This is a genomic window from Actomonas aquatica (genome assembly GCF_019679435.2).
Classification (GTDB): Bacteria; Verrucomicrobiota; Verrucomicrobiia; order Opitutales; family Opitutaceae; genus Actomonas; species Actomonas aquatica.
Genome location: NZ_CP139781.1, coordinates 1834817 through 1860299, shown reverse-complemented (window position 1 = coordinate 1860299; position 25483 = coordinate 1834817). Strand labels below are relative to the sequence as shown.

The 25483-nt window shown below is 65.4% G+C and carries 19 protein-coding genes and 1 tRNA gene; 4 read left to right on the top strand and 16 right to left on the bottom strand.

What is annotated here, in order from left to right:
* The first annotated feature begins 1 nt into the window (after window position 1).
* Both K1X11_RS07145 and K1X11_RS07140 read left to right on the top strand, forming a co-directional pair.
* Window positions 2-2047: an ATP-binding protein gene (locus tag K1X11_RS07145; protein ID WP_221031045.1), complete on the top strand. Its 2046-nt coding sequence runs from the start codon at window positions 2-4 to the stop codon at window positions 2045-2047.
* Window positions 2048-2136: 89 nt separating this feature from the next.
* Window positions 2137-2865, top strand: a complete 729-nt coding sequence (locus K1X11_RS07140) for a LytR/AlgR family response regulator transcription factor (protein ID WP_225919424.1) — start codon at window positions 2137-2139, stop codon at window positions 2863-2865.
* A gap of 125 nt (window positions 2866-2990) precedes the next feature.
* Here the strand turns inward: K1X11_RS07140 and K1X11_RS07135 are convergent, their stop codons facing one another.
* The gene (locus K1X11_RS07135; protein WP_221031043.1) at window positions 2991-3923 is read right to left on the bottom strand and encodes a serine O-acetyltransferase; all 933 of its coding nucleotides are present in this window, start codon (window positions 3921-3923) and stop codon (window positions 2991-2993) included.
* Window positions 3924-4049: 126 nt separating this feature from the next.
* Here K1X11_RS07135 and K1X11_RS07130 point away from each other — a divergent pair.
* Window positions 4050-4134 (top strand) — tRNA-Leu (locus K1X11_RS07130).
* Between the two features lie 285 nt (window positions 4135-4419).
* Here K1X11_RS07130 and K1X11_RS07125 read toward each other — a convergent pair.
* Complete coding sequence (locus K1X11_RS07125) at window positions 4420-6432, bottom strand: cyclic nucleotide-binding domain-containing protein (RefSeq protein WP_221031042.1); 2013 nt, start codon at window positions 6430-6432, stop codon at window positions 4420-4422.
* Between the two features lie 326 nt (window positions 6433-6758).
* Between K1X11_RS07125 and K1X11_RS07120 the strand changes: the two genes are divergently transcribed.
* On the top strand, window positions 6759-8909 hold the full coding sequence (locus tag K1X11_RS07120; RefSeq protein ID WP_221031041.1) for a hypothetical protein: 2151 nt from the start codon (window positions 6759-6761) through the stop codon (window positions 8907-8909).
* 211 nt (window positions 8910-9120) lie between these two features.
* Here K1X11_RS07120 and tsaE read toward each other — a convergent pair whose 3' ends face one another.
* From tsaE to ybeY, 14 genes are all read right to left on the bottom strand, one after another.
* Window positions 9121-9561 carry a tRNA (adenosine(37)-N6)-threonylcarbamoyltransferase complex ATPase subunit type 1 TsaE gene (tsaE, locus tag K1X11_RS07115; RefSeq protein WP_221031040.1) on the bottom strand — a complete coding sequence of 147 codons (441 nt, stop codon included), beginning with the start codon at window positions 9559-9561 and terminating at the stop codon, window positions 9121-9123.
* On the bottom strand, window positions 9539-10498 hold the full coding sequence (locus K1X11_RS07110; RefSeq protein ID WP_221031039.1) for a thiamine-phosphate kinase: 960 nt from the start codon (window positions 10496-10498) through the stop codon (window positions 9539-9541). The genes tsaE and K1X11_RS07110 overlap by 23 nt, the downstream gene beginning before the upstream one ends.
* Before the next feature lie 14 nt (window positions 10499-10512).
* Window positions 10513-11394, bottom strand: a complete 882-nt coding sequence (locus tag K1X11_RS07105; protein ID WP_221031038.1) for a CPBP family intramembrane glutamic endopeptidase — start codon at window positions 11392-11394, stop codon at window positions 10513-10515.
* A 74-nt stretch (window positions 11395-11468) separates the two neighbouring features.
* Window positions 11469-12608 (bottom strand): hypothetical protein, encoded by a 1140-nt coding sequence (locus K1X11_RS07100; protein ID WP_221031037.1) that lies wholly within the window; start codon window positions 12606-12608, stop codon window positions 11469-11471.
* Window positions 12609-12632: 24 nt separating this feature from the next.
* On the bottom strand, window positions 12633-13622 hold the full coding sequence (locus K1X11_RS07095; RefSeq protein ID WP_221031036.1) for a DUF2167 domain-containing protein: 990 nt from the start codon (window positions 13620-13622) through the stop codon (window positions 12633-12635).
* Window positions 13623-13712: 90 nt separating this feature from the next.
* On the bottom strand, window positions 13713-15011 hold the full coding sequence (locus tag K1X11_RS07090; RefSeq protein ID WP_221031035.1) for a dihydroorotase: 1299 nt from the start codon (window positions 15009-15011) through the stop codon (window positions 13713-13715).
* Window positions 15012-15153: 142 nt separating this feature from the next.
* Window positions 15154-16101 carry an aspartate carbamoyltransferase catalytic subunit gene (locus K1X11_RS07085; RefSeq protein WP_221031034.1) on the bottom strand — a complete coding sequence of 316 codons (948 nt, stop codon included), beginning with the start codon at window positions 16099-16101 and terminating at the stop codon, window positions 15154-15156.
* A gap of 53 nt (window positions 16102-16154) precedes the next feature.
* Window positions 16155-16685, bottom strand: coding sequence for a bifunctional pyr operon transcriptional regulator/uracil phosphoribosyltransferase PyrR (gene pyrR, locus K1X11_RS07080; protein WP_221031033.1), 531 nt, complete (start codon window positions 16683-16685; stop codon window positions 16155-16157).
* Window positions 16686-16913: 228 nt separating this feature from the next.
* Complete coding sequence (locus K1X11_RS07075) at window positions 16914-19730, bottom strand: LamG-like jellyroll fold domain-containing protein (RefSeq protein ID WP_221031032.1); 2817 nt, start codon at window positions 19728-19730, stop codon at window positions 16914-16916.
* Between the two features lie 261 nt (window positions 19731-19991).
* Complete coding sequence (locus tag K1X11_RS07070) at window positions 19992-22445, bottom strand: helicase C-terminal domain-containing protein (RefSeq protein ID WP_221031031.1); 2454 nt, start codon at window positions 22443-22445, stop codon at window positions 19992-19994.
* A gap of 111 nt (window positions 22446-22556) precedes the next feature.
* On the bottom strand, window positions 22557-23171 hold the full coding sequence (locus tag K1X11_RS07065) for a hypothetical protein (protein ID WP_221031030.1): 615 nt from the start codon (window positions 23169-23171) through the stop codon (window positions 22557-22559).
* A 3-nt stretch (window positions 23172-23174) separates the two neighbouring features.
* Window positions 23175-23912 carry a DUF502 domain-containing protein gene (locus K1X11_RS07060; protein ID WP_221031029.1) on the bottom strand — a complete coding sequence of 246 codons (738 nt, stop codon included), beginning with the start codon at window positions 23910-23912 and terminating at the stop codon, window positions 23175-23177.
* A gap of 130 nt (window positions 23913-24042) precedes the next feature.
* A complete protein-coding gene (locus K1X11_RS07055; RefSeq protein ID WP_221031028.1) occupies window positions 24043-24939 on the bottom strand; it encodes an immunoglobulin domain-containing protein in 897 nt (298 codons plus the stop codon).
* Window positions 24940-24991: 52 nt separating this feature from the next.
* Complete coding sequence (gene ybeY / locus K1X11_RS07050) at window positions 24992-25462, bottom strand: rRNA maturation RNase YbeY (protein WP_221031027.1); 471 nt, start codon at window positions 25460-25462, stop codon at window positions 24992-24994.
* Between the last annotated feature and the right edge of the window lie 21 nt (window positions 25463-25483).

Genomic DNA, 25483 nt, shown 5'->3' with positions numbered 1-25483 from the left:
GGTGAGGCGAGTCTGCGTCGGACTACTCTGCTGGGTCGGAGGGCTCGCGGCCGAGCCGCCGCCAAGCGAGGCGGAATGGTCGGAGCGTTGGGCGAAGGACGCGGTGGCGGCGGAAGCATGGCTGCGGGAGCCGGGCGAACAGGCGGCGGAGCCGACGGAGTGGGCCGCGTGGGCGGGGTTTTTGGCGGAGCGAGCGAGCGACGCCGATGCGCGGGGGCACTTCGAATTGGAGCTGGGACTGGCGCAGCGTGCGCTCTCATTGGCGGAGCGAATCGAGAGTGATCAGCTCGCGGCGCGGGCGCGTAACGGCATCGGATTGGCGCAGTGGGGATTGGGCGACTATCCGGCGGCGGTGGCGTCGTTTTCGCCGGCCTTGGAGACCTTTGCGGCGCATGAGGATTGGACCTGGGCGGCGGGGGCGGCGTCGAATCTGGGCGCGGTGTTCCATGACTCGGGCGAGCGGGATTTGGCGGTGGAGTATTATCAGCGTGCGCTGGACTACGATCGCTTGGGAGAGTCGCCGCCGGCCTACGTGGCGGAGACGTTGGGGAACCTGGCGGTGGTGTGGTTCGACCTCGGTGATGCCGCGCGGGCGGAGGAGCTGGAGCGGGAAGCGCTGGCCATGCGTATCGAGGCGGAGGATACGGTGGGGCAGGCAATGAGTTACAACAACCTTGGCGACCGGGCGCTGCGGTCAGGCGACGTGGCGGGGGCGCGGCGGCACATCGAAGAGGCGGTGGCACTGGCGAGTGAAGCGGACAACGCCTACTTGCAGGCGGGGCTCCAGATGATGCTGGCGGCGGTGCAGGCGCGGGGCGGCGAACTGGCGGAGGCGCGACGGAATTACGAGGGGGCGATGGCGGCGTTTGTCGAGGTGGGGGCGGTGGCGGAGCGAGCGAGTTTTGCCGGCACGTTTGGGGAAGCTTTGGCGGCAGTGCCGGGGCAGGAAGCGTGGGCATTGGAGGTATTAAGCGACAGTGTGGCGGAGTTGGAGGCGCAGGGGCGGCGTGATACCTTGGAGGAAAAATATGGGCAGCTGATCGAGCTGCATCGCCGTCTGGGGCAGGACGAGCAGGCGTGGACGGCGGCGGCGAAACGCGAGGCCTATCGGCGGGAGTGGAATGAAGAGCGGATGCGGCAGCGGGCGCAGTTTTTGAATGTGTTGTTCGCGGTGGAGAAGAAGGACCGCGAGCTGGAGCGTCTGGAGTTGGCCGAGGCGCAGGCGGCGGCGGAGGCAGCGCGGGCGCGCGCGCTGCGCAATGGATGGGCGGGGGCGGCGGCGGTGGTGTTGGTCGTCGGATTGATGGTCGCGTGGCGCTATGTGTCGGTGCGGCGGGCGAACCGGCAGATCGAAGCGGCCAACCGGGAGTTGGCGCAGGCGAATGCCGACAAGGACACGTTTATGGGCATCGCGACGCATGACCTGAAAGCGCCGCTGGCGGTGGTGCGTTTTGGGCTGGGCATGTTGCGCGATCAATGGGGGCCGCGGTTGGATGAAGGCGGGCGCACCTTGCTGGCGGACAGTGAACGGGCGGCGGGTCGATCAGTGGAGATGATCAACGCGTTTCTGGATGCCCAGCTCGGGCGGCAGGGGGGCGAGAAGACGCGTTTGCGACCGGCGGAGGTGGTGGCGCGGGTGGTGACGGATGTGATGCCGGTGGCGGCGGCCAAAGGCGTGGTGGTCGAGCAGGAGGTGGCGGCGGCCGAAGAGATCGTGACGGATGCGCTGCGCTTGGAGCGGGTGTTGAGCAACGTGGTGCACAACGCGGTGAAGTTTTGCCGGGAAGGCGGGTTGGTGGAGATCGCCGCGAGCAGCGATGCGGCGGGGTGGACGCTGCGGGTGCGCGACGAAGGGGCGGGGTTTGGCCAAGCGCAGGCGAGCGGCGCGGCGAATGCGGTCGGGCACCAAACGGGGCTGCGCTTTTCGATGCAGTTGGCGGCGACGCTGGGCGGACGCCTGGAAGTGGGCAACCGAACGGATCGGTCGGGAGCGGAGGTGCGGCTCAGTTTACCCAAGTTGCCCGCGAACCAGCGGGTTGAAGCATAGGGTGGCAAAAGAACCACAATTCATGCGCTGCGGTTTTGATGTTATTTCATTGGCACTTGTGCGCAAAATCAGCGGCACCGATGACGGCAATGCGCATACTGATTGTGGATGACGAACCGTTGGCGCGAGAACGACTCCGCCGACTGGTGGAGCGTGAATCCGAAATGGAAATTGTGGGTGAGTGTGGCAGCGGGACGGACGCGATCACCCGCTTGGCCGACGGCGACGTGGACATCCTCTTCATCGATATGGAAATGCCCGGAGCCAACGGCTTGGAGGTGTTGGCCAAGTTGCCGCCGAACAACCGTCCGGCCGTGGTATTCGCGACGGCGCACGAGAGTTTTGCGCTCGATGCCTTTGAAGTGCAGGCGGTCGACTACCTGCTGAAGCCTTTTGATCGGGAACGTTTTCAGGTCGCGCTCGAGCGGGCGCGGACATGGCGGGAGAAGAATACCGGGCCCAAAACCAATGGCAGTGAGACTCGCGAGCCGGAGCGTCTGACCTTCAAGGTTGACGGGCGTCTGGTGCTGCTCTCACCGCGCGAGATCGACTGGGTGGAGGCGGCGGACAACTACGTCGTGTTGCACACGGCTGCCGGTCCGCGTCACATGGTGCGTGATACGATGGCGGCGATGGAGAAACGCCTCGGCAAAGAACTGTTTTTGCGCGCCAACCGCTCGGCGCTGGTGCGTTTGGACGAGATCAATGAAGTGCGGCCCAACTCCCATGGCGACTACACGCTGGTGTTGCGCAAAGGGGTGGAGTTGCCGTTGAGCCGCAGCCTGCGCGGCAAGCTCGACACTCTGTTCACCCGCTGAGGCGGAGGGGGGCGGAGGCGAAAGCGTGGCCCGACGGCGGCCACGTTGTCGCTGAGCTCCAACGCGGCTACGGCGGAGGGGTCTACGCGCGGCGAAGCTGATGAGTCGGTGCGACAGCCTCGCCCCTAGATCGTCCAGTCCCAGGCTTCGTGGTCGGGGTTGGTGCGGGAGGCCTTGCGATCGTTCTGGTTACGCACGACGGAAGTGCGATCGCCCTCGTAATATACGATGCTTTCGGCGGGCACGGACTTCATGAGCCACACATTGGAACCGATGATGGAGCCGCGGCCCACGACGGTTTTGCCGCCGAGGACGGTCGCACTTGGGTAGATGGTCACGTGGTCCTCGATGTCGGGGTGACGTTTGACGCCCTTGATGGGGTTGCCGTCTTCATCGAGTTCGAACGACTTCGCGCCGAGGGTCACGTTTTGGTAGATCTTCACGTGGTTGCCGATGCGGGTGGTTTCGCCGACGACGACGCCGGTGCAGTGGTCGATGAAGAAGTGGGTGCCGATCGTCGCCCCCGGGTGGAGGTCGGTGCCGGTGCGCTCGTGGGCATACTCGGTGAGCATGCGGGGGATGAGCGGGACCTGGAGTTTGTAGAGCTCGTGGGCGAAGCGCTGAATCGAGATGACGAGCACGCACGGGTAGGCGAGGATGATCTCCTCCACGCTGCGGGCGGCGGGGTCTCCCTCGTAGGCGGCCTGCACATCGGTGCGGCAGATTTGGCGCAGCATCGGGAGTTTGAGCAGGATTTCGCTGGCGAGCTCGCTGGCGCGTGCGGCGGGCGCGGTGTGGCCGGCAAAGCTCAAGGCTTTGGCGATTTCCTCCTCTAGACGGGCGCAGACGTTTTTCAGACGCTCGGCGGTGATTTTCGGCACATCTTCCGTGGCGAGGGGCTTCGATTCGAAGAAGCCGGGGAAGAGCAGGTGCATGATCTCGGCCGCGAGCCAATTGATGGACTGATCCGACGGCAAGTTACTGCCGTTGATGTGGTTAATGCCTCCCAGAGTCTGGTAGGACTCAAGCAGGGCGCGCTGGATGGCGTCGATCGTCATGGGCTTCGAGAGTAAGGCTAGATGCGCAGCGAGCGGCTGGCATTCCAAGGGAATTGAGAAAATACATTTCGGGGCTTTACAAGAAAGGGAGCATCTTTCTTAGTCCGCCTTCCCCTCTTCAAACCTGCTCAGGTGGTGGAATTGGTAGACACGCACGCTTGAGGGGCGTGTGCCGAAAGGTGTAAGGGTTCGAGTCCCTTCCTGAGCACCATTTTTAAACCCGCACATTGCGGGTTTTTTTGTGTCCGGTTGCGGCCGAGGCGGTCGCTGCTACACCTAAATGGATGGGGATGTAGCCGCGGGCGTGTCGCCCGCATGGCGGTTGAAGGGGCATAGGGTGAGTGGCAGCGGGCCGACAGGGCGCTGACGTCGCCTGGAGGTCGACGTCCACCTTTTTTGCGCTGAGGTGGACGTGGGCGTCCTCGACCGCGTTTGCGGCGGAGGGGCTTGGCGACTCTGCGCTTCCTTCGCGGATTCCCCGCCGATTTCCCTAAGGTCAGCGCAGGACGTCGAAGCTGCGGCCGCGGAGCGGGAAGATGGGTTCGCCGAGGCGGTCGGAGCTGATCTTTTCGAAGTGCAGGCCGACGAGGAAGTCGTTCACAAGGAACTGCAAAAACTCCCGCTTGGCGACCACCAGGCATTTGGCGGGGGTGCGCACTTTGACGGTGGCGGTGGCCGTGCTGTTTTGCAGGGCGCTGATCTCACCAAAAAAGTCTCCGGCTTTGAGGCGGGCGACTTCGGTTTTGTTCTTCTGCACGGAGAGTTCCCCTTCGTAGAGCAGGAAGAAATACTGGTTGTCGTCGTGTGCACGGATGAGGGTCTGGCCGACCTCGAAGGACTGCATGAGCGCGCGGCGGGCGAAGGCGAACATGGCCTGCGGGCTCCATGTAGCGGAAAGTTCGATACGATGGAGGAAGGCGACCTTTTGCAGAATCTCCTCCACTTGGGTGCGATTGAGGCGGGAGAGCACGAGGTCCTCGAAGGTCTGGCGGTGCAGCGCGAGCAGGATGCAGGGGCTGAGGGCGCGCACGGAGCGGGTGCGCACGCCGGTCTCCAGGAGGGCGCGTTCGCCGAACACGTCACCGCGCTCAAGCGTAGCCACCCATTCCGGGCGGCCGGCGGGGGTGTCGCGCAGGACTTCCACCCGACCGCTGTGCACGAGGAAGATTTCTTCGCCGGGATCCCCTTCCTTCACGATCATAGCGCCGCGTTTGTATTCACGGGGGGCGGCAGCTTCGGCGATACGAGCGCGTTCGTCGCGGCCAAAGCCCTTGAAGAGTAGGGAGGAAGAAATGGTTTCCTGCAGCGCCTCAGCGGAGAGGGGCACGGATTTGGGTGGCAGGGATTTGTTGATCCACGTGGTGATGCGATGCAGCGCGGAATGGGCAATCAGCCACACGGCGGTGCCGATCGAGCCGACGACCATGAAGCCGAGCAGGGCCAGCATGGCCAGCGCAGTGAAATGCAGGCCGCCGGAGGATTGGTAGTTTTGCCAGAGTTCGAGGGCGTTGGCACGCAGGGGCAGAGAGCCGGCGAGCAGCACGAGGAGCAGCCAACCCGCCGTCATGCCCAGGTGGAGATTCAGAAACTTGAGGTCGGTGTGCTTGAGGCGGGTGCGCAAGGCGAACCAGCGGTTGCGGTTGGGTTCGAAGATGAAGGACCTGAACGCGTCCAAGGACGGTTTTCCGTAGCGGGCGTGCAGCAGGGTGAGGCCAGGCGACCACCAGAAGGGCGACAGCTGGTAGATGAAGGCACAGAAGAGTAGGAAGGAGATGCCCGGGTGCAGGAAGGGCACGATGCCCATGGCGACGAGGAGCGGAGCGATGCGCGCGAGGGCGACATTTACGACGGTCTCACGGCCGCCCATGACGGCGTCGTGCAGGTCGGCGTTCCAGCGCGGGAAAAGGGTGCGGAAGCGCCAGCCAGGGTGGTAGATCTCCGATTCTTCATCACGAGCGACGCAGGCGGAGAGGAAGTAACCCGAGCTGGCCGCCACGCAGGCGATCAGCCAACCCACCAGCAGCTCCCACCAGGCGGTGGGCAGGGCGAAGGGTTGCAGGACCATGGAAACCACCGCGCCGACGGCGGCCACGATGACCATGGGGCGCACCTTGCGGCCGGAGGCGCGATGGGTCCAATCCTCGGCCGGCACTTCAGCTGGGGCCGGTTCACCGACGGCCTGGAGGATGCCGCGTTCGTAGGCCTTGATGATGATCTCGTAGAACTCGCGCAGCGGAATGCAGCGACGGTCGGAGATGAGTTCGAAGAGGACTTGCGGGACGGTGGCGGTGCGATCGGCGAAGGCTTTAAGCACCTTCCACTGGGCGGGCGTGAGAGCGAGATAGGTGCGGGCGGGCGTGTATTTCACCACCACATGTTCCTCGTCGTAGACCGTCGCCCGGATGTCTTTGGCCAAAGAAAGAGAGACGACGGAAAGCAGCTCGGACTGGTCCGGCTTGGGCAGCGGTTGCGGCGGGGGGATATAGTTCGGCTGTGTTTTGGATTCCATGAAGCCGGGGGGACGGGGGTAACGACGGGCAGATGCCAAGGGAATCTGGCGCTTCACGCAAGCGTCTGGCATTGGGCAAGTCGCGTTGGGCAAGCATCTTTGCGGAGAGTGACTGCTCGTCATCGGCGCGATGGGCAGGACACTTAAGTGGCCGAACCGTGCGGAAGAAGTGCGCGAAATACAGTCGTGCTGGTGGTCGGCGAGCCCACGGAATCGTGCTTGCGTGTCCAGAGGGGCCGTGGACACTGCGCCCTGAGCCTTCGTGCTCAACTGCCGACACTTATCAAACAACTACCCGACTAGCACGGGCGCCCGCCCGTTTTCGCATGGACGACAAGCCAACGAACGAAGAACCGAAGAAGGACTTCAACAAGCTCGATCTGAGCCAGCTTGAAAGCTTCAGCTTCGGCACGCAATGGACCCAAGACAAAGCCGAGAAAGGCGGCGGACCGCGTGGTCGTGATGACCGCCCGCGCCGCGAAGGCGGACCGCGCGAACCGCGCAAGGATCGCCGCGGCTTCAAGCGCCCGGCCGGTGCTCCGTCCGGAGGTGGCTTTGAAGGTCGCGGTGAGCGCGGCGATCGTCCCGCTGGCGGCGGTCGTGGTGAGCGCCCGGGCGGCGAAGGTCGTGGTGGGGAACGCCGTGGCGGCGGTGGTCGCGGCGGCGAAGGTCGTGGTGGCGAAGGCCGCGGTGGTCGCGGAGGTTTCCGCGGTGATCGTCGTCGGGGCGGTCCTGGTGGCCCGGGTGGTCCGGCGATGCCGCCGGCTCCCTACGTGAGCCCGTATTTTGATGTGACGTTTTACCCGGAGGACGTGAGCTTTGCCGCGCTGTCGAAGACGATCCGCGCGTCGTGCCGCACCTTCGAGTTGTTCGACATCGCGAAGACCGTGATCGGCAAGAACGATCGCTTCGTGGTCGTGCTCGAGCGCAAGCCGGCTGCCAAAGGAGCCGAGCCCGCGGAGAAGCGTCCGTTCTACGTGTCGCTGCCGGATGGGATGCCGTTTGAGTCCGAGGATGCTGCGATCAACCACATCATGCAGCACCATGTGGAAAAGTTCTTCCGCGCGGAGCAGGTCGAGGTGGACCCGCCGAAGGGCAGCTTCCAAGTGATCAACCGCTGCGGTGTCACGGGCGAGTTGCTTGGCCCGCCGAACTACCACCTCTACAGCCAGATTTGCCAACAGCATCACGCCAGCCGGCTCAGCCGCATGCCGTTTGAGACCTTCCGCAATCGCATCGAATCGGTGCGCGAGCAGGAAGTCGTCGACGCTTGGCTGGAGATGATGAAGAAGGTCACCCGCTACACGTGGGCGCTCGACGGTGCCCCGAAGCCCGCGGAAACGCCGGCCGCCCCGACCGCTCCTGCCGCCGAAGCCGCGCCGGAAGCGGCTGAGGCCCCGGCTCCCGAAGGCGAGGCGACGGAAGCTCCGGCCGCCGAGGAGAGTGCCGTGTCCGAGGCCGCCGCTCCGGCTGCGCCTGCCGCGCCGAGCTTCGACAGCCTTACTGAAGCCAAGGTCTACCTGCTCAGCCACGCCCGCGACAAAGCGGTGCGCACCTACGAGCATGGCCGTTTCCACGGCAACATCATCGAGAAGATGCCGGACGGTGAAATCAAACGGGCCGTGGTCGGCGCGTTGGAGCGCCAACAACGCTTCCCGCTCGACACCGCCAACGCGTTGCGCGGTCGCCTGCGCCGGGAAGGATTCACGATCTTCAAGAAGGGCTCCAAGGGCATCAGCTACGTTTGCGCGGTGAAGCGGAAGTTCCGCGTGCCGGGTCAGACCTTTGCCGATTCGATCGACGAGCTGATCAACTTCATCGAGACGCACTCGATGGTGAAGGTGAGCGAGTTGCCGGACAAGTTCCTCGGGCTCACGCCGGTAGCGGAAGCGACCGCAGCCCCGGTTGCGCCGGAAGCCCCGGCCGCCGCGCCCGCGACTGAAACCACGCCGCCGGAAGAGCCGGCTGCAGCAGAGGAGACCGCAGCCGAAGCTGAGACGCCGGCCCCCGAGGCGGCTGCTCCCGCCGCTGCGGAAGCTCCGGCTCCGGCCGCGACTGGCACGACTTCTCCCTTTGCTCCAGATGACCAGCCGAAGATCAAGCGCATGCAGCTCGATCTGCGTTGGCTGGTGACCGAAGGTTACGTGACCGAGTTCATTGACGGCAGCCTCTTTGCCGCGCCGCCGATGCCGGAAGCGAAACCGAAGCCCCAGGCGGAACCGGCGAAAGCGACCAAGCCCGCTGCTGCTGCAGAAGCTGCTGCGGACGTGGATGAGTCCGAAGCCGAGACCGAGCCTGAGGCAGTCCCGGATGAGCCTGCCGCCGCACCGGAAACGGAATCCGAACCGGAAGCGGAGAAGAAGGCAGCGGAAGCCGCTCCGGCTGAACCGGCTCCGACTCCGACCGCGGAGGAACCGGCCGCTGAGACGGCCGAACCGCCGGCGGAAACGGACGACGAAAAGAAGTCGGCCGAGTAAGGCACTTTTACGGGATGACCGCTCCATGTGGTCATCCCGTTTTTTTTGGGAGAGTGGGGAGTCGGGGGGACGAGCCGAAAGGCAACGTGCCGCTCGGCCGGTGCGTTTTAACGCAAAGACCGCAAAGACCGAGGGGCAGGAGGGAGCGGGCGTGTCGCCCGCGTTCGGTGGGGTGGGGCCGGACGGGCGTGTCGGCGGTCCCGCGCCCGCGTTACCGGAGGCGGAGGGTGTGGCGTTGGTCGGGCGTGATGCCGAGGTCGAGATGCCAGGTGTTGGTCGGGAGCCAGCCGGGGATGCGTTCGGGCCATTCGATGGCGGCGATCCAGGGGCTCACCAAAAAGTCTTCCAGCATGAGGGCTTCGACCTGGTCCTCGTTGTCGAGGCGGTAGGCGTCGAGGTGGAGCAGGCGGCGCGGCCCTTCTTCGTAGAGGGTGTAGAGGTTGAAGGTGGGGCTTGTCACCGGATCCTGGATACCGAGGCCGGCGGCGAGTCCCTGCACGAAGGTGGTTTTTCCGACGCCGAGGTCGCCGTGAAGGGCGAGCACCGTGTCGTCGGGCAACTCGCTGGCGAGCGCGGCCGCGGCGGCGCGGGTGGCGGCGGCGTCGCTGGTGGTGAGACCGGCGCGAAGTTCAGCGCAGATGTTCGAAGCCATGGACGGAGGCGAGATCGAGTTCGTCGGTATAAGGCGAACGGGCCCGACGTTTGACGAAGCGGCCGATGCAGGTGAGACGGCGCCGAAAGATTTCCCGCCACTCGGCGATGAAGGCGGCCGGATCGGCTTTGCCGCTAAGGGTGAAGAGCAGTTCGTAGTCTTCGCCGTCGGTGAGGGCGTGATGCAGCGGGCTGACGCCGCTGGTCGTGGCGAGTTTGCGGGCGGAGCGGCTGATCGGCAGTGCTTTGCCATCGAGGGCGGCGCGGCAGGCGTTCGGGGTGAGGGCGTGCACGTCTTTGGCGAGGCCGTCGCTCACGTCCATCATGGAGCGCACGTGCGGATGGCGGGCGAGCCATTGGCCCTCGGCGAGGCGCGGAGAAAATTTGTAATGCCAGCCGAGGCGACTGCCGCCGAGGGTGCCGGTGACGAAGATCCAATCGCCGGCCGCGGCGCCCTGGCGGGTGAGAGGGCGATCCTCGGGGGCCTCGCCGATAATGGTCATGGTGGCGATGAGACCGGAGGCATGGTGGGCAATATCCCCGCCGATGATCGGCACGCGGTGTTGGCGGGCGATGGTGGCAAGGCTGCGGTAAAACTCGCGCAACCAGTCGAGGCGCACCTGCTCGTTGAGGGCCAGTGCGATGACGGCGGCGCGGGGGCGACCGCCCATGGAAGCGATGTCGCTGAGGTTGCGGTTGAAGAGCTTCGCGCCGACCCCGCGGGCGGGCACGCTGTCGTCGAAGTGCTCCCCGTAGATGACCGGGTCGACTGTGATGAGTTGGTCGCGCATGGAGCCCGCCAGGACGGCACAATCGTCGCCGATGCCGCCGGGGGGGCGGGGGGAGGCGGTGCTTAACCAGCGGCGGATCTCACCGATCAGTTTGGCTTCGCCCAAACTGGTGACGGCGAGGCGGCGTTGGGTGGTGAAGGGGGACATGGGGCAAAGTCAGGTCAGAAGTCGACGCCGGCGATCAGCAGCAGGATGGTGTTCAGGTTAAACAACGCATGGGCGACGATCGGCACGGAGATACGGCCGGTGCGTTCGTAGGCGAGGGCGAAGACCACGCCGAGCAGAATGAGGGGCAGCGAGGCCACCAGGTTGCCGTGGAGGAGGCCGAAGATGGCGGCGGGCAAAACGAGGGCGACGGGACGGGGCAGACGCGTGCGCAGGTAACGGAATAGGCCGGCGCGGAAAATCACCTCTTCGGTCACGGGCGCGATGATGACGGCGAGGAAACTCATGCCGAGGAGCACGGGCAGGGATTGGCTCTCGGCAAAGACGTCGATCATGTCCTGCTTGTCCGTGCTGAGGCCGAGGCGATCGAGCAGGAAGATCCAGCCGATGTTGGTTGCGGTGAGCAGGGGAATGGCGGCCAGCAGTGTGACCGGGCCGGCGATCCACGGGGCGTGTTGTGGAGGCGAGGGCTGAGCGGGATCGAGCGGCGGCGGATCCACCGGCGCGGGTTCATCGATCGCGACCGGGGCGCGGGTGCGCACGATAACGAGTTGAGCCATCGCCGCGCCGGCGAGCATGCCGAGTTGGAAACCGGCGCCAAGAATCGGGAGTTCCTGCTCCTCGGAAAAGGGCAGTCCGGCGACGACGAGCGAGGCGACGATCTGACCGCCGACGGCGCCAAAGAGCACGACGAGCAGCGCGACGCCAAATTCAACGCCAGTCCACGGCAAGGGCGCGAGCGGACTGGGGCGACGCCATGCCTCGCGGCCCGCTTTGGTGAGGAAGAGTTTCACCAGAACCACCAAGCCGCAGAGCAGCAACAGCACTTGGATGCTGAGGCCCAGTTGGGCGGAGGGAGACAGGTTGTCGGTCGGCATGGTGTGGCTGAAGGCCTGCGATCACAGCAAGCGAGGCGGGAATGCCAACGTCGGAAATTACGCCAAAGGGATTGTTACGCGCGATCGAGGGGCCGCAGGGGAATGCGATGGGGGCATTGGCCGCTGGCCGTGACAAATTGGTCGTGGCAGCGGGGGCAATAGGCGCAGGCGGCGGCGGTGTGATGGCGCGGGGGCGCGAGCAGGGCGGCGGGGTCGATGCCGTGGGCCGTGAGGGCGGACTCGAGCAGGGGGAGGAAGGCAGCGCGGTGGTCGCGGGCGATGCGGCGCGGAAGGTCGTCGGCGTTGGCGGCGAGGGGCAGCGGGTGGTGCAGGTCGGCCAAAACCTGGAAGGCGTGTTCACGGCGCGCGGCGGGTGGCGCGAAAGCCAGAGACGCAGCGAGGGGATGGAGCGTGGGCCAAAGCCCTTCACCGACGAGCGCGCGGAGGTGAAAGGTGTGGGGTGGCATGAAGAGCGCCGCGGAGAAAAGTTTGCCGGGAGCGGCGCCGCCGTGGCGTTGCAGGCGTTTGGCGGCGGACCAGGCGGTGGCGATGGCGCCGAGTTGCAGGAGGAGCGCATAACCCAGAATCCAGGGCGTGGTGCGGGCGAGCGCTTCGCTCCAGCGGTCGTCGAGCAGCGCCGGGAGTTCGAAGCCGTAGTAGATGCTCACGAGGGCGAGGAGGAACGCGGCAGTGAGGTTGCAGGAGGCGGTGGTGCTGGTGAGGCGGATGAGGAGGCGGTGCAGGCGCCGGAGGCGGGTCGGGCGCAGCCAGGACGTCATCAGTTCCTGGATACGCGCAGGGCGCTCGGCCGCGGAAAGGGCGGCGAGGCGACGCAGGGCGGCCGGGGTGAGATGACCGGTGGCGGGGCAGAAGCGGCGGCCGTTGATCCAGAGGTCGGCGCCGCGCTGTTCGACCTTGTCGATCTCTTCCCACGTCCAGGCCTCAAGGTGGGTGGGCAAGGGCGCGGGGCGGGCGAGCGAGGCGACGGGCAGGTTGGTGATGCCCTCGGCGGAAAAGGCGAAGGGCAGATCGTCGGTGCGCAGGCGCCAGCCGTTGGGGAGCAGCCCAAAAACGCTCCAGGTGCGCGGGCGGGGCGTGGCGCGGGGACGACCGAGCCACGCATTGAGGTGGAAGCGAGGTCGGCGTTGCCAGGCGAGGCCGTGGAGGGCGTAAAGCGCCCAAGCCACGAGAAGCAGGCTCGCGAGGTCCGACATGATGGGCGCGGTGCGAGGACGCGCTTAGGCGTTCGGCGCGTCGTCGTTCTTTTCCACCGGGTGGCTGCCGGTGAGGCGGCGGAAGAGGTTTTTGAAGAAGCTGAAGAAGGCGATCACCCCGATGGCGATGAACTTCCAGAACTTGCCCAGCATGATGCCGAGTTTGGCGAGCAGGCCGGTCTTGGCGGCGACGGCGCCGGCACCACCGAGCACGAGGGCGGCGAGGCCGTATTGGGCGACTTTGTCACCTTCCTTAAACTCGGCGTAGCGTTCGCCGGGCAGGTAGGAGAAGTTGTTGGCGAGTAGGGCGTCGGCGGCGGCTTCTTCGGCGGCGAAATTGGCCGGGTTGCCGACCATGGTGACGTTCATGACGCCGGTGCGGCCGAGCAGGCGGATGTTTTGGTTGATCCACGTCTCCTGAAAATTGTCGGTGGAGGACGACAGGTTGAAGGCCCACTTGAGGTTGTTGGTTTGCGTATCGTAGTGCGGTTGCTGGACCCAGCCCTGCAGGCGCATCTGGTCCCAGCCGCGTTCGGCGCGGGCCTCGTTGGCGGCTTCCTGACCGTCGACCATGGACTCCATGAGTTCGGCGGCGTCGAGGTCGTCCTTCTCGTCATCGGCGACGTAGCCGATGTCGTCGAAGTCGAAGAAGAGCATCCAGCCGTCGGGCGAGAGCACGACGCCGACTTCGTTGCCGTTGAGCATGTTTTGAGTGAGCTCATAGAACAGCTCGAGGCCGTCGGCTCCGACGAAGTGATAACCCTCGGGCAGTTTCACCTCGGCGATGTCGCCGAGTTGCGCGGTGGCGGGGCCCGTGGTCATGGGCACGCCGACGGCTTGCAACTGCTGGGCGAAGGACATTTGCGACATCGCTTCGGCGAGGGCGGCTTGTTGCTCGGCGGTGAGTTCGCCTTCTTCAGGGGCGGTAGCGTCTTGGGCAAAGACGCCGACAACTGCGAAGCAAAGCGCGGCGAGGCCGAGGCGGCCGGCGCGAAGGAGGGAGGAGCAGAACATGGAGGAGCTGGAGTTGTGAGCCGAGGGAGTTGGAGCCAGAGGAAAGGGAGGGCCGGTCGTCGGCGGAGCGGCGATGCGGAGGGGGCGAGCTCAGCCGCGCTTTTTGACCGTCTTGCCGTCGTAGATGACCTTGCCGTCGACGATGGTGGTTTTGACGCGGCCGCGGAGGGTCTCGCCATGCCACGGGCTGTTGGAGGACTTGGAGAAGCCGGCTTTGGCGTCGTAGGTCCATTCCTCCTTGGGATCGAAGAGGCAGATGTCGGCGGCGGCGCCGACGCTGAGGGTGCCGGCGGGCAGCTTCATGAGTTCGGCGGGCTTGCGGGTCATCAGGTCGATGACCTTGGGCAGGCGGAAACGGTGTTTGCGCACGAGCACGTCGAGGGTGACGGCGAGGGAGGTTTCGAGTCCGAGAATGCCGTTGGGCGCGTAGTCGAATTCCTGATCCTTTTCGTAGTCGGTGTGCGGCGCGTGGTCGGTGGCGACGATGTCGATGGAACCGTCGCGCAGACCCTCGATGATCGCGTCGCGATCGGCGGCGGTGCGCAGGGGCGGGTTCATCTTGAACTTCGGATCGTAGGTCTCGATGCAGTCGTCGGTAAGCGCGATGTGGTGCGGGGTGGCTTCAGCGGAGATCGAAACGCCGCGGGATTTGGCGCGGCGGATGAGCTCGACGGAGTTGGCCGACGAGATGTGCTGCAGGTGAATGTGGGCGCCGGTGTAGGTGGCGAGGATGATGTTGCGGGCGACGATGAGGTCTTCGGCGGCGTTGGGCCAACCGCGCAGACCGAGGCGGGCGGAGACTTCGCCCTCGTTCATGACGGCGCCGACGGTCATGGAGTGGTCCTGGCAGTGGTCCATGAGGGGCAGGTCGAACATCTTGGCGTATTCGCAGGCGCGGCGCATGAGCTCGTTGCTCTGCACGCAGTCGCCGTCGTCGGTGATGGCGACGACGCCGGCTTTGGCGAGGGAGCCGATGGAGGCGAGTTTTTCGCCCTTCATGTCGACGGTGATGCAGCCGGTGGGCAGGACCTTCACGACGGCGTCGCGTTTGATGGCGTCCTTGATAAACTGGATGGTGCCGGTGTTGCTCGCGGGAGGCGAGGTGTTGGGCATGCAGACCACGGTGGTGAAACCGCCGGCGGCGGCGCAGTGGGAGCCGGTGGCGATGTTTTCCTTGTGGGTCTGACCCGGCTCGCGGAAGTGGACGTGAATGTCGACGAGGCCGGGGCAGGCCACGAGACCGTCGGCGTCGATGACCTTGGCCTTCTTCTTTTCGGCGGCGGAGAGGCTGTCGACGATGAGGCCGTTCTTGACGAAGAGCTCACCGACGGCGTCACGCTTGTTGGCCGGGTCGATGACGCGGGCGTTTTTGATCCAGAGGCTGGGCATCAGAGAATGGGGAATGGAGAAGAGTGAAGGGTGAAAAGCTGAGAAGCTGAAAAGGTATCAGGTGGACAAGTGGCAGGAGGAGCGAGAGGCAGGCGGGCTCTTGTTACTTGGTCACTGCTTGATTGGAACTTGGCGCCAGCCCTCAGGCGGCGCTGCTGGTGACGTATTCGGGTTGGCCGCCGGAGCAGAGGTAGAGGACGGCCATGCGCACGGCGATGCCGTTGGTGACCTGGTCGAGGATCACACTGCGGGGACCGTCGGCGAGTTCGCTGTCGATCTCGACGCCGCGGTTGATGGGGCCCGGGTGCATGATGATGGCGTCGGGGTGCAGCCAGGCGGCGCGTTCCTGATTGAGACCAAACATGGAGGTGTATTCGCCGATGGAGGGGAACATGCCGGCGTTCTGACGCTCGTGCTGTATCCGGAGCAGCATGACAACCTCGGCGTCGTGGAGGGCCTCGCGCAGGTTGTGCGAAACTTTCACGCCAAAGGACTCAAAGCGGTGGGGCACGAGGGTGGAGGGGCCGCAGAGGGTGACGTCGGCGCCAAATTTGATAAGGGCCTGGATGTTGGAGCGGGCGACGCGGCTGTAGAGGATGTCGCCGAGGATGACGACGCGGCGGCCCTTCAGGTCGCCGATGCGTTCGCGCATGGTGAAGGTGTCGAGCAGGCCCTGGGTGGGGTGCTCGTGGGCGCCGTCACCGGCGTTGATCACGGGGATGCCGAGGATCTTGGACAGGTAGAGAGGGGAGCCGGGGGCGGAGTGGCGCACCACGATCATGTCGGCCTGGAGCGCCTCGATGTTTTGGGCGGTGTCGCGGAGGGATTCGCCCTTGGTGGTGGAGGAGGTTTTGGCGTCGAGGGAGATGACGTCGGCCGAGAGTCGCTTGGCGGCCATGTCGAAGGCCATGCGGGTGCGCGTGCTCGGTTCGAGGAAGAGATTGACGATGGTCTTGCCGCGCAGGGCGGGGACTTTCTTCACGCTGCGCGTCAGGATTTTTTTAAACGCGGTGGCGGTGCTGTGGATTTGATTGAGCTCGTCGAGGGAGAGCTCTTCGAGGGTCAGGAGGTGGCGGCGGTTCCAGGACATGGAGAAGAGGATACGGGATGCGCGATGCGGGATACGGGATGCGGGATGCGGGATCAGGCTTTGGCGGGAGCGATGGTGATGCGGTCCTGGGTCGGGTCTTCAGGGGCGAGGTCGACGGTGACTTTTTGCGCGCCGGTGGTTTCGACCGTGATGCCGGTGTAGTTGGCGGCGAAGGGCAGCTTGCGGCCGCCGCGATCGACGAGGATGGCGAGTTCGACGGAGGCGGGGCGGCCGTGGTCGAAGAGTTCGTTAAGGGCGGCGTTGAGGGTGCGGCCGGAGTGCAGCACGTCGTCGACGAGCAGGATGTCCTTCCCGTGCACATCGAAGGGGATGATGGTGGGGCGCGATTCCTTGGGGATGGGATTGCGGCCGATGTCGTCGCGGTAGAACGAGATATCGATCTCGCCGAGGCGCTCGGTGATGCCGAGGGCGGCATGGAGGCGGCGGGCGAGCTCGCTGCCTCCGTTGGCGATGCCGATGAGGGCGAGCGGCGGTTTTTCTCCGTGGCGTTCGCGAATGGCGGTGGTGATCCGCTCGATGGCGGAGTGGATCTCGGGGGCGTCGAAAGTCAGCGGCGCAGGCACGAGTGCCGGTTTTGCCGGGAGGGTGCGGAGGGGTAAAGCATATCCTGCAAGGTAGGGTCGGACCCCGCCTGAGGCGGGCAAGCGCCGGGCCGACCGGGCGTGAGGTAAGGGCTACGCGACGCGGCGGGCCCGGAGGTCCCGCCCTACCCGGGAAAGAAAAGCCCCGCCGGGCGAGAGTCCGGCGGGGCTGGAGAGGGCGGGTGCGGTAGTTATCCGCTAGGGGGGGCGTTACGGCACTTCGTAGATTTCGGCCAGGGCCTCGCCGTCGTTGGAGTCGGTCGGGGTGATCTGGATGGTGTAGTTGCCGGGATCGAGCAGCGACAGAGTGGCGGCGTCGCCGGAGCCGGCTCCGAGGGCGAAGGCGCCGACGAAGTTGGACGCTTCGAGGAGCTCGTAGACGAAGTCGGCGTTGCTCCAGTTGTCGTTGGCGAGCACGGAGCGCTGCGATGCGTCGTAGATCGTGAGCTGCGGATCGGCGATGGTGCCGGGGACTCCGAAGCCACCGAGGGTCGGACCGACGCCGCGGACGAGCAGGGTTCGCTTGCCGGTGCCCTGGAGGCTCATGCCCATGATGAGGGCGTCGCTGCCGCTGTCGGCATTGGAGCGGACGGAGACGTTGACGAGTTTGGAGGTGGGGGTCTCGTCGGCGTCGTAGACCTCGAGGATGATGAGACCACCCTGACCGTCGGCACCGGTGATGTCGGCGGTATAGGAATCATCGGCGGGCAGGTCGACCACGAGGGCAGCGTCCTTGGATCCCGGAGTGATGGCGAAGGCACCAACGCCGGCGGCGAAGGGCGTGACGGAGGCGGCGTCCCAGTCGTCGTTGGTGGCGACCACGGCACCGGAGCTATTGTAGACCGTGACCATGGGGTCGGGCATGACGCCGGTGAGGTTGAACTGCTCGAGGCCGGGGCCGATGGCGCGAATGAGCACGCGCTTGGAGCCGCTGCCGCGGATGACGAAGCCGGGTTTGATGACCTGGCCGGCGGCGGCGTTGGTGCGCACCGAGATGTTGCGCAGGGTGGAGGCGGTGTTGCTCAGGGTAACGGTGGCGGTCTGCGAGGTGACGGAGCCATCGCTGTTGGTGACGACCACGTGGTAGTTGCCGGCGTCACCGGAGTTGGCGGTGTTGCGCAGGAGGATGGAGCCCGTCTCGCCGGCGAGCAGCACGTTGTTGCGATACCATTGGTAGGAGAGACCGGAACCGGAGACGGAGCAGGCGAGGGCAAAGGTGCCACCGGGGGCGACCACCTTGTTGAACGGCTGCAGAGTGAAGGTCGGGGCTCCCGGACCGTTCACGGCGACGGTGCCGACATTGTAGGTGTTGGCGCCGGCGATGTTTGCGACGCGCACGGAGTAGGTGCCGGAGTTGGCGGACGTCACGGTGGGGATGACGTAGGGGTTGGCGGTGGCGCCGGGGATGAGCACGCCGTTCAGATACCATTGGAAGGTGAACGGCCCGACTCCGTCGATCTGAATGGGGAGCACCAGGCGTTGGCCGAGGGCGATGCTGGTGTTGGCGACGGTGAAGGACGTGGCGAGGGTCGGCGCTTGGGTGGCGACTTCGCCGATGGTGACGTTGGTGGCGTCGGCGAAGGAGTAGGAACCGCCCCATGAGCCCCAAGTGCGGGTGGTCACACCGTTGGCGGTGGTGGCCGCGTATGAGGACTGGCCGGCGAGGATGTTGACGGTGACCGTGGCGGTCTGACCGGGCGCGACCACGCCGGCATGGACTGCGGCGGCGGCGAGCGAGGAGTCGTCGGTGTAGACGCCCGAGCCCCAGACGGCGCCGGAGGTGGAGCCGGTGATGGAGAACTGGAGGGATTGGCCGACGCGGTTGCGGTAGCCGACGAGGTTGTTGGGCGCGGCGATGACGTTGTAGGCGATCTGGCCCTCGGAGCCGTCGACATCGACGGCGGTGCCGACCTCTTGGTTGCTGGAAAGCGAGGTGATTTCGGCCGCGGTCAGCGCGCGGTTATAGATGCGGACTTCGTCGAGATCGGCGGTGAGAAGGTCGAGGTTGTTGTCGGAGCCGCCGATGGAGAGCATGGCCGAAGAGAAGGCTTTGAGCGGGTTGGCAGCGGCGGTTTTAACGAGTTGGCCATTGTAGTAGAGGCGGACGGTGGAGCCGTCGTGCACGGCCACGACGTGTCGATAGGGCTCGGTCGTGCCGGTGGGATGCACGCCGGTGTCGGTGTAGATGAGCGAGGCGGAACCGGAGGTGGTTTCGTTGTAGTGGGCGAACTTGCGATTCGCGGTGGTGCTGCTGCCGTCGATGAAGGTGCCGTAGTAGTGGCTGGAGGAACCGGGGCGCTGCACGGCGACCACGCGGGGGTTCCAGTTGCCGGCGCCGCGGACGCGAATCCAGTAGGAAATGGTCACGGCGTCCGAGCTGAAGGAGTCATTAACCAGGGCGCGAAGGCGGACGTTTTGCAGGCGAATGCCGTTGCCAAAAGCGCCGTCGGTCACGCTGGGCGAGCCATTGACCGGAGCCAGGGTCACACCGCGACCGGAGTCGTCGGCGAAGGGATTGCTGGAGTCGTTGAACGAGTAGTAGGCGAGGAGGTCACCGGTGGTGGAGCCGCCATTGCCGCCGTTGCCGCCGTTACCGCCATTGCCACCGCCAACCCCGCCACCCGACGAGGTGAAGCCGGTGCTGGCGTTGATCTTGTAGCGGGTGGTGCCATTGGCGACCAAGGCGCCGTAGTCGGAGCTCAACACGCCACCCGAGATCGTGGCGGAGGTGATGCCCATGAGGGAGAAGGCGCTGCCGCCGGCGAAGGTGACATTACCGGCGGCGTCGACCGTGCCGGTGAGGTTGCCGTTGAGGGTGATGTCGCCGTTGGCATCGACGTCGGCGATGTAGACGCCGAAGCCGGATTCGAAAGCAAAGCCGCCGGCATTAACCTTGGTGTTGAGGGTGCCGACGTAGCGGCCGGCGAGGTCGGCCTGAGCCCAGGCGGCAAGCGGCAATGCGAGACAGGTCGCGACCGCGGTCAGACGTCGCCACCAGCGACGGGAGGGGGAGAGGTGATTAGGCATAGTTTGGGAACGGTTAAAGGCGTGGGTTGGAGCCAGCCCCACGGTATTGCAGGTCGCTTGAACTCACCATACGCACACTTGCGTAGCGCCCGCCTGCGGCGGCGGCTAGTAACCGCAGATTTCGCGGCGCACTTAGGCGCAGGCCGGGCGATTTCAGCCCCGGATGGCACGGCTCTTCCCAGATGCTGAGTGGCCTAAACTCGCACCTTGGATAGGTGAAAGCTGCGGTTCGGAGCCGGTGACGCGGTGCCCGACTTGATGCTAGTCGGTGCGGACAGGCGTTTCCAACCAGGTGTGGAAGGCGTCTTTGTCGGGCAGCGTTTCGCCAAACTGGTAATCGCGCGCCAGCAGGCGGGCGAAGGCGGTATCCATAAAACGGCGACAGTGGAGCAGGACGCGGGTGTGTTGGCCGGGGGCGCGCACGAGGCGGCCGAGGCCCTGATTCACTTTTTGGATACCGGGGATGCGATAGACACGATCAAAGGCGGCCTCGCGGGTGGCGCCGGCGCGCTCGAGCTCGTCGAGGCGGGCGCGTTGGCGGGCATTGACCTCGGGCAGGGCGGGGCCGACGACCATGGCGTGGGAGACGCGGCCGCCGAGCAGATCGATGCCTTCGGCAAAACTGCTGCCGAGCACGAGGAAAAGCGCGTCGGCGAAGGTGAGGTTTTGCTCCACCCAAGCCGACTGGGCGGCGAGATCGGGCAGGCGCGGCTGGAGCGCGACGCGCAACGGATGACCGTCATCGACAAGCTGTTGCTCGATGGCGCGGGCGTAGGCGTAACTGGGGAAAAAGACCACAACCGGACCGCGGGTGGCGGCCGTGTGAAGGTCCGCGACGGTGGCGGCGGTGAGCGCGTAGTGGCGGCTGCGTTGCTGGTAGCGCGTGTCGACGCGGGCATCGATGGCGACGTCGTAACTGTGGTCGCGCCACGGGGTGAGTGCCTCGACGTAGTGCAAGGCGGCGGTGTCGAGGCCGAGGGAGGCGTTGAAAGCGTCGGGTGGACCGAGGGTGGCACTCGCGAGCATCACCTGGCCAAAGCCGCGCAGCAGGCTGCCGATGACGGGCGCGGCGTCGAGGCAGGTGAAATGAAGCTCGGCATCGACGGGCGCCCAGAGCAGGCGAGTGAGGGTGGGGCTCTGCAGCCACTCCACGAGGTCGGCGCAGAGCCAGAGGGTGTCGGCGAGATCGGGGCCGAGGGCGGTGTAGTCGAGCGGAACGTTAAGGAGCTGATCGGCGATGCGTTGGAGAACATCGAGGAGGTCGTCCTCGGTGGGCAGATCGACGGCATCGCAGGCGCGTTGGCCGGCCACGATCAGGGTGAGGCTTTCCCAGGCGCGTATCAACGAACTGGGCACACGTTGGTGATCGAGTTCGGCGAGGGTGGCGCGGCAGGCGGCACCGGTGAGGATGTGGGAATGGGCGTCGGCGACGCGGGCGGGCAGGTTGTGTGCCTCGTCGACGATGAGCAGGGTGCGGGCGGGATTCCAGCCGGGTTGGTTCTCGAAGAGACCGCGGTTGCGCGGGGCGAAGACGTAGTTGTAGTCGCCGATCCAGACGTCCTGAAAGGCGAGGGCGGTGCGGGTGATCTCGTAGGGGCAGATGCCAGCGTGGTCCCCGGCGGCACGCAGGGTGGGCAGGTCACGCGGGTGGTCTTCGAAGAGGTGGAAACGATCGAGTCCGCTCTGCGGCCAGCGCGACTCAAGGTCGTTGATGAAACGGCAATTGTCGCGGGTGCAGTGGAAGGAGTGGTTGACGCAGTGCTCGGCCTTGTTGCGCACGTGCCAGACCGCGAGCGTATGACCCTCCCCATTAGGCGCTTGCGTGGAACTGTCACGTAATACGTGACAAGTGTCGGGGGCTTCCGCGGGGGAGGTGGGGGTGTTGGCCGGCGCGGGGGGGGCGGTCATGCGCTGGAGCGTTTCGACGACCTGGAGTTGTCCGGTGGATTTGCTGGTGAGGTAGAGGATGCGATCGACGCGGGCGTCGCGCAGGGCGTGCAGGGCGACCTCAAGCATGACGCCGGTTTTGCCGAAGCCGGTGGGGGCTTCGAAGGCCACGATGGGGCGGGTGGCGAGGGCGTTTTCGAGCAGGGCGCGGGTGTCTTCCTGGCCGGGACGGAGCGCGGCGAAGGGCGGTTGAAAGTGGAGGGTGCGGCGGCGCTCCAGGGCGCGTTGATTGAGGTCGAGAAACTGGGTGACACGATCGAGGCGCTGGTCGAGCAGGGACTCGTCGTCGCGGGTGAGGACGAGGGTTTGGGAAAGGCCGCTGGCGGTTTCGACGAAGACCAGTTCGCCGCGGAGGTTTTCGCGATCGGTGGGGGCGTTGATGCGGCGCAGCGCGAGGTAGATGGCGAGCTGGGCGAAGTAGTGCGGGTAGTCGGCTCGCAGCTCGGATTCGGCGATGGGCACCGGGCGAGTGACGGTCTTGATCTCGCGTAGGACAGTGGTGTCGCCGAGCGTAATGAGTTGGTCGATACGGCCGGTGAGTTGGAGGCGCCAGCCGCGGTGATAGACGTCCCCCTCGATGGTGACTTCAAAATGGGCGTCGGGGTGTTCGCTGGTGGTCTGCACCTGCATCTCGCGGTGCCAATGCGAGCCGAGTTGGGCGCGCCAGACGCCGGTCGGACCGTCGCCACCGTCGCGCGGGCCGATTGAAAAATCGGCCAGCTCACCGACAGAGAGTCGAGCGGTTTTGGCGGCGAGGTCGAAGTCCATCTTTGGGAATGGTGAATAGTGAAGGGTGAATGGTGGAAGGAATGGTGAATGGTGAAGAGTGAATGGTGAAAATATGACCCGGCGGTTTCACCCTTCACTCTTCAGAATTCTTCATTCCACCAGGATGTCGGTGTGGCCGCGGAGGTAGTCTTCGAGACGGCGTTGGAGGTGGGCGACGCGGTCGGTGGAGGTGACGAGCTCGGCGACGGGTTGGTTGAGCAGGGCGGCGAGGTCGGTGCGGTCGTCGCGCGGCAGGGTGGGATACCAGTGTTGTTTAAGCGGGTAGCCCTCGTCGCGGGCGAAGCAGTAGAGGCTTTTGAAACCGACAATGTCGGGGCGGTCGCTCGTCGCGAAGGCGTGGAGCGCGGTGTGAAGCAACGCGTCGACGGACTCGCGGCTCTCTTCGTGCACGGGGTTGCGGGCGATGAGGGCGGTGAAGGTGGAGGCGTGCTGCAGGCGGCGGTAGTTTTGGCCGATGCCGGTGTGGCGGTGGAGCAGGCGCACCTCTTTCACAAACCACGTGCCGCCGGAGCCAGCGTCGAGGATGAGGGCGGCGTGATCAAAGAGATCGAGACCGATGTGGTTGGGCGTGGGTTTGCGCGGGACCCGTTGCAGGATGCGCAAAGTGCCGTGTTCGGCGGAATAGGCTGTGGCGGGCTGGAAGGCTTCCTTGGGGGGAGCCTTTTGCAGGATATGGACCTCGGTGTGGAGGGTCGGGCCGGCCACGGATCAGGAAGCGTCGTTGCGCGGGGGCGTGTCCTCTTCGCCGGCTTCGATTTCGAAGGGCGGGTTGGTGGGCGGGGGCGGCGGCCAAGGTGGGACGACGGTGCCGCCGGAGATGATGAGTTTCATCGCCTCACTGACGGACATGTCGAGCGTCGTGACACGGTGTTGAGGGTAGAAGAGCAGGAAGCCCGAGGTGGGATTGGGCGTGGTGGGAATAAAGACGGTGACGAGTTCGTTTTCGGTGCGGTGTTGGATCTCGCCGGCGGCGCGGTTGGTGAGGAAACCGACCACCCAGGATCCGGGAGCGGGATATTCGACGAGGACGACCTTTTCGAAGATGTTGCGCTTCTGGGCGGAGAAGGTGTCGACGATCTGTTTGACCCAGCGGTAGACGGAGCCGACCCCGGGAATGTTGTCGATGAAACGCTCGGCGGTGCGGCCGAAGTAGGCGGACAGCACGTAGCGCGAAACGTAGCCGAGCAGGGTGACGAGTCCCACCACGATGATGGTGGTGAGCACGTTCCAGATGAGCTCGAGGTTTTCGCGTTTGAAGGACTCGGGGGCGAAGACCTGGAAAACGGGGCGGAAGGTGCCGCCGACCTTGGTGATCAACCAGGAAAAGACGAGCCAGGTAACCGCCAGCGGAGCGAGCAGCAGCAGGCCGGACAGGAAGGCATTGCGCGCCGTGTGAAAGCCGGACTTGGGTTTGGTTTTGGAGCTGGAACGCTGGGCCGCAGACATGAACGGCTCAGCGTGCGACGGCGAGCGGCACTCGCAAGCGCAAGTGAGCGATTGGCCGCTGGGGCGTTAACGCTTCCACGCGAACACCGGCACGGTAGCAGTGGTGTGAAGCGCGTTAACCGGGATGCCGCTACTGATCGGTGGGGTTTTCGGCCGGATCGGTCCAGGTGTCGTAGATTTCGACCAGGACTTCGCCGGTGGCACCCGAGGCAGAGGAGACGGTCAGGGTGTAAGCTCCAGCGGAGAGTTGGACGACATCGGCGAGGTTGCGTGGAGGGACGGTTGACTGAATATCGGAATCCACCGGGAAAGCACCGACGGCGGTCGAGGTGGTGTTGACGCGATCGCGGTAGTCTTGGTGAGCGCCGACGTAGTCGAGAAATACCATGCCCGGCGTCACGTCATCGCCGGCACTGCTGTAGAGGCGGTAGACCGGGTCGGAGAGTGGCGAAGCGACTCCAAATCCTGCCAATGCGGGACCAATGACGCGAATAAGAATTCGTAGATCGCCGTAGGAACCGGCCAGCGGTGGATTTATGACGAAACCGAAGGTCGCCCGAGGTGACGATGGGGAGATCGTCACACGGGTGGATTGGTTGATGAGGCGATGTCGGTCGGCGATGCCGGCCAGGAGCAGGACCGTGTTGGTGCTGCTGTATTCCGCGTGGCCGGAGAATGTTGCGCGGTAGTAGCCGCTGTCGGGGGAATCGAACGCGGGGATGACCAGTTCGCTGGTATTCGTGAGCAAGGTGTTGTTGCGATACCAACGGATGTTAGTGACCTCGCCGAATTCGGAAGATAGGCGAAGGGTTACCGCGGTGCCGGGTGCGAGGAAGGTTGCGGGACGCCGGATGTTCGAGTTCGCCGGGAAGGCTCCCAATTTGAGGGTGTAGCTGGCGTGTTCAACCACGCCGGGTGGAAGCACTGGCTCGGTGGGATTCTCATCCGATTGGGCAAAAGTGGGCGCAGCGAGGAAACCCAGGCAATACGCCAAAGCTGGCCACAGGGGAGCGGGTATGCGTTTCACGAAGCGGGGGATTTTGAACTGGGCCAGTTCAGTCCACCGTGGGCCTCATGCCTTACTTTTTCCAACTAAATGTCGGCACGGCCGACGCTTCGGAGAGGAGTTTCATGGCGCGGGCTTCGGCGGCGCGCATGCGGCGTTTTTTGGCCGGTTCGAGGTCGTCGTAGCCGGCGAGATGGAGCCAGCCGTGGACGACGTAGAGGGTGAGTTCCTCGCTGAAGTCCTTGTCGTGTTTCTTCGCGAAGGCCGCGGCGGTGTCGGCCGAGACGCAGACTTCACCGGCGGTGCCAAACTGGGGTTCACCCTCGAAGGTGATGACGTCGGTCGTGGTGGGGTCGTCGAGGAATTGACCGTGGAGGTCGGCGAGGGCAGGGTCGGTCAGGAAGGCGAGGGAGAGTTCACCGTCGGGCGGTCCTCCGTCAAAACGATCGGCGGCGGCGTCGAGCAGCGCGATGACGCGGAGGACGGCCTTGCGATCGAGTTTGAGCCGCGGGTGGGCGTTGTGGAGGGAGACGGAGCGAGGCATGTCTGATGTGGGATGTCAGAT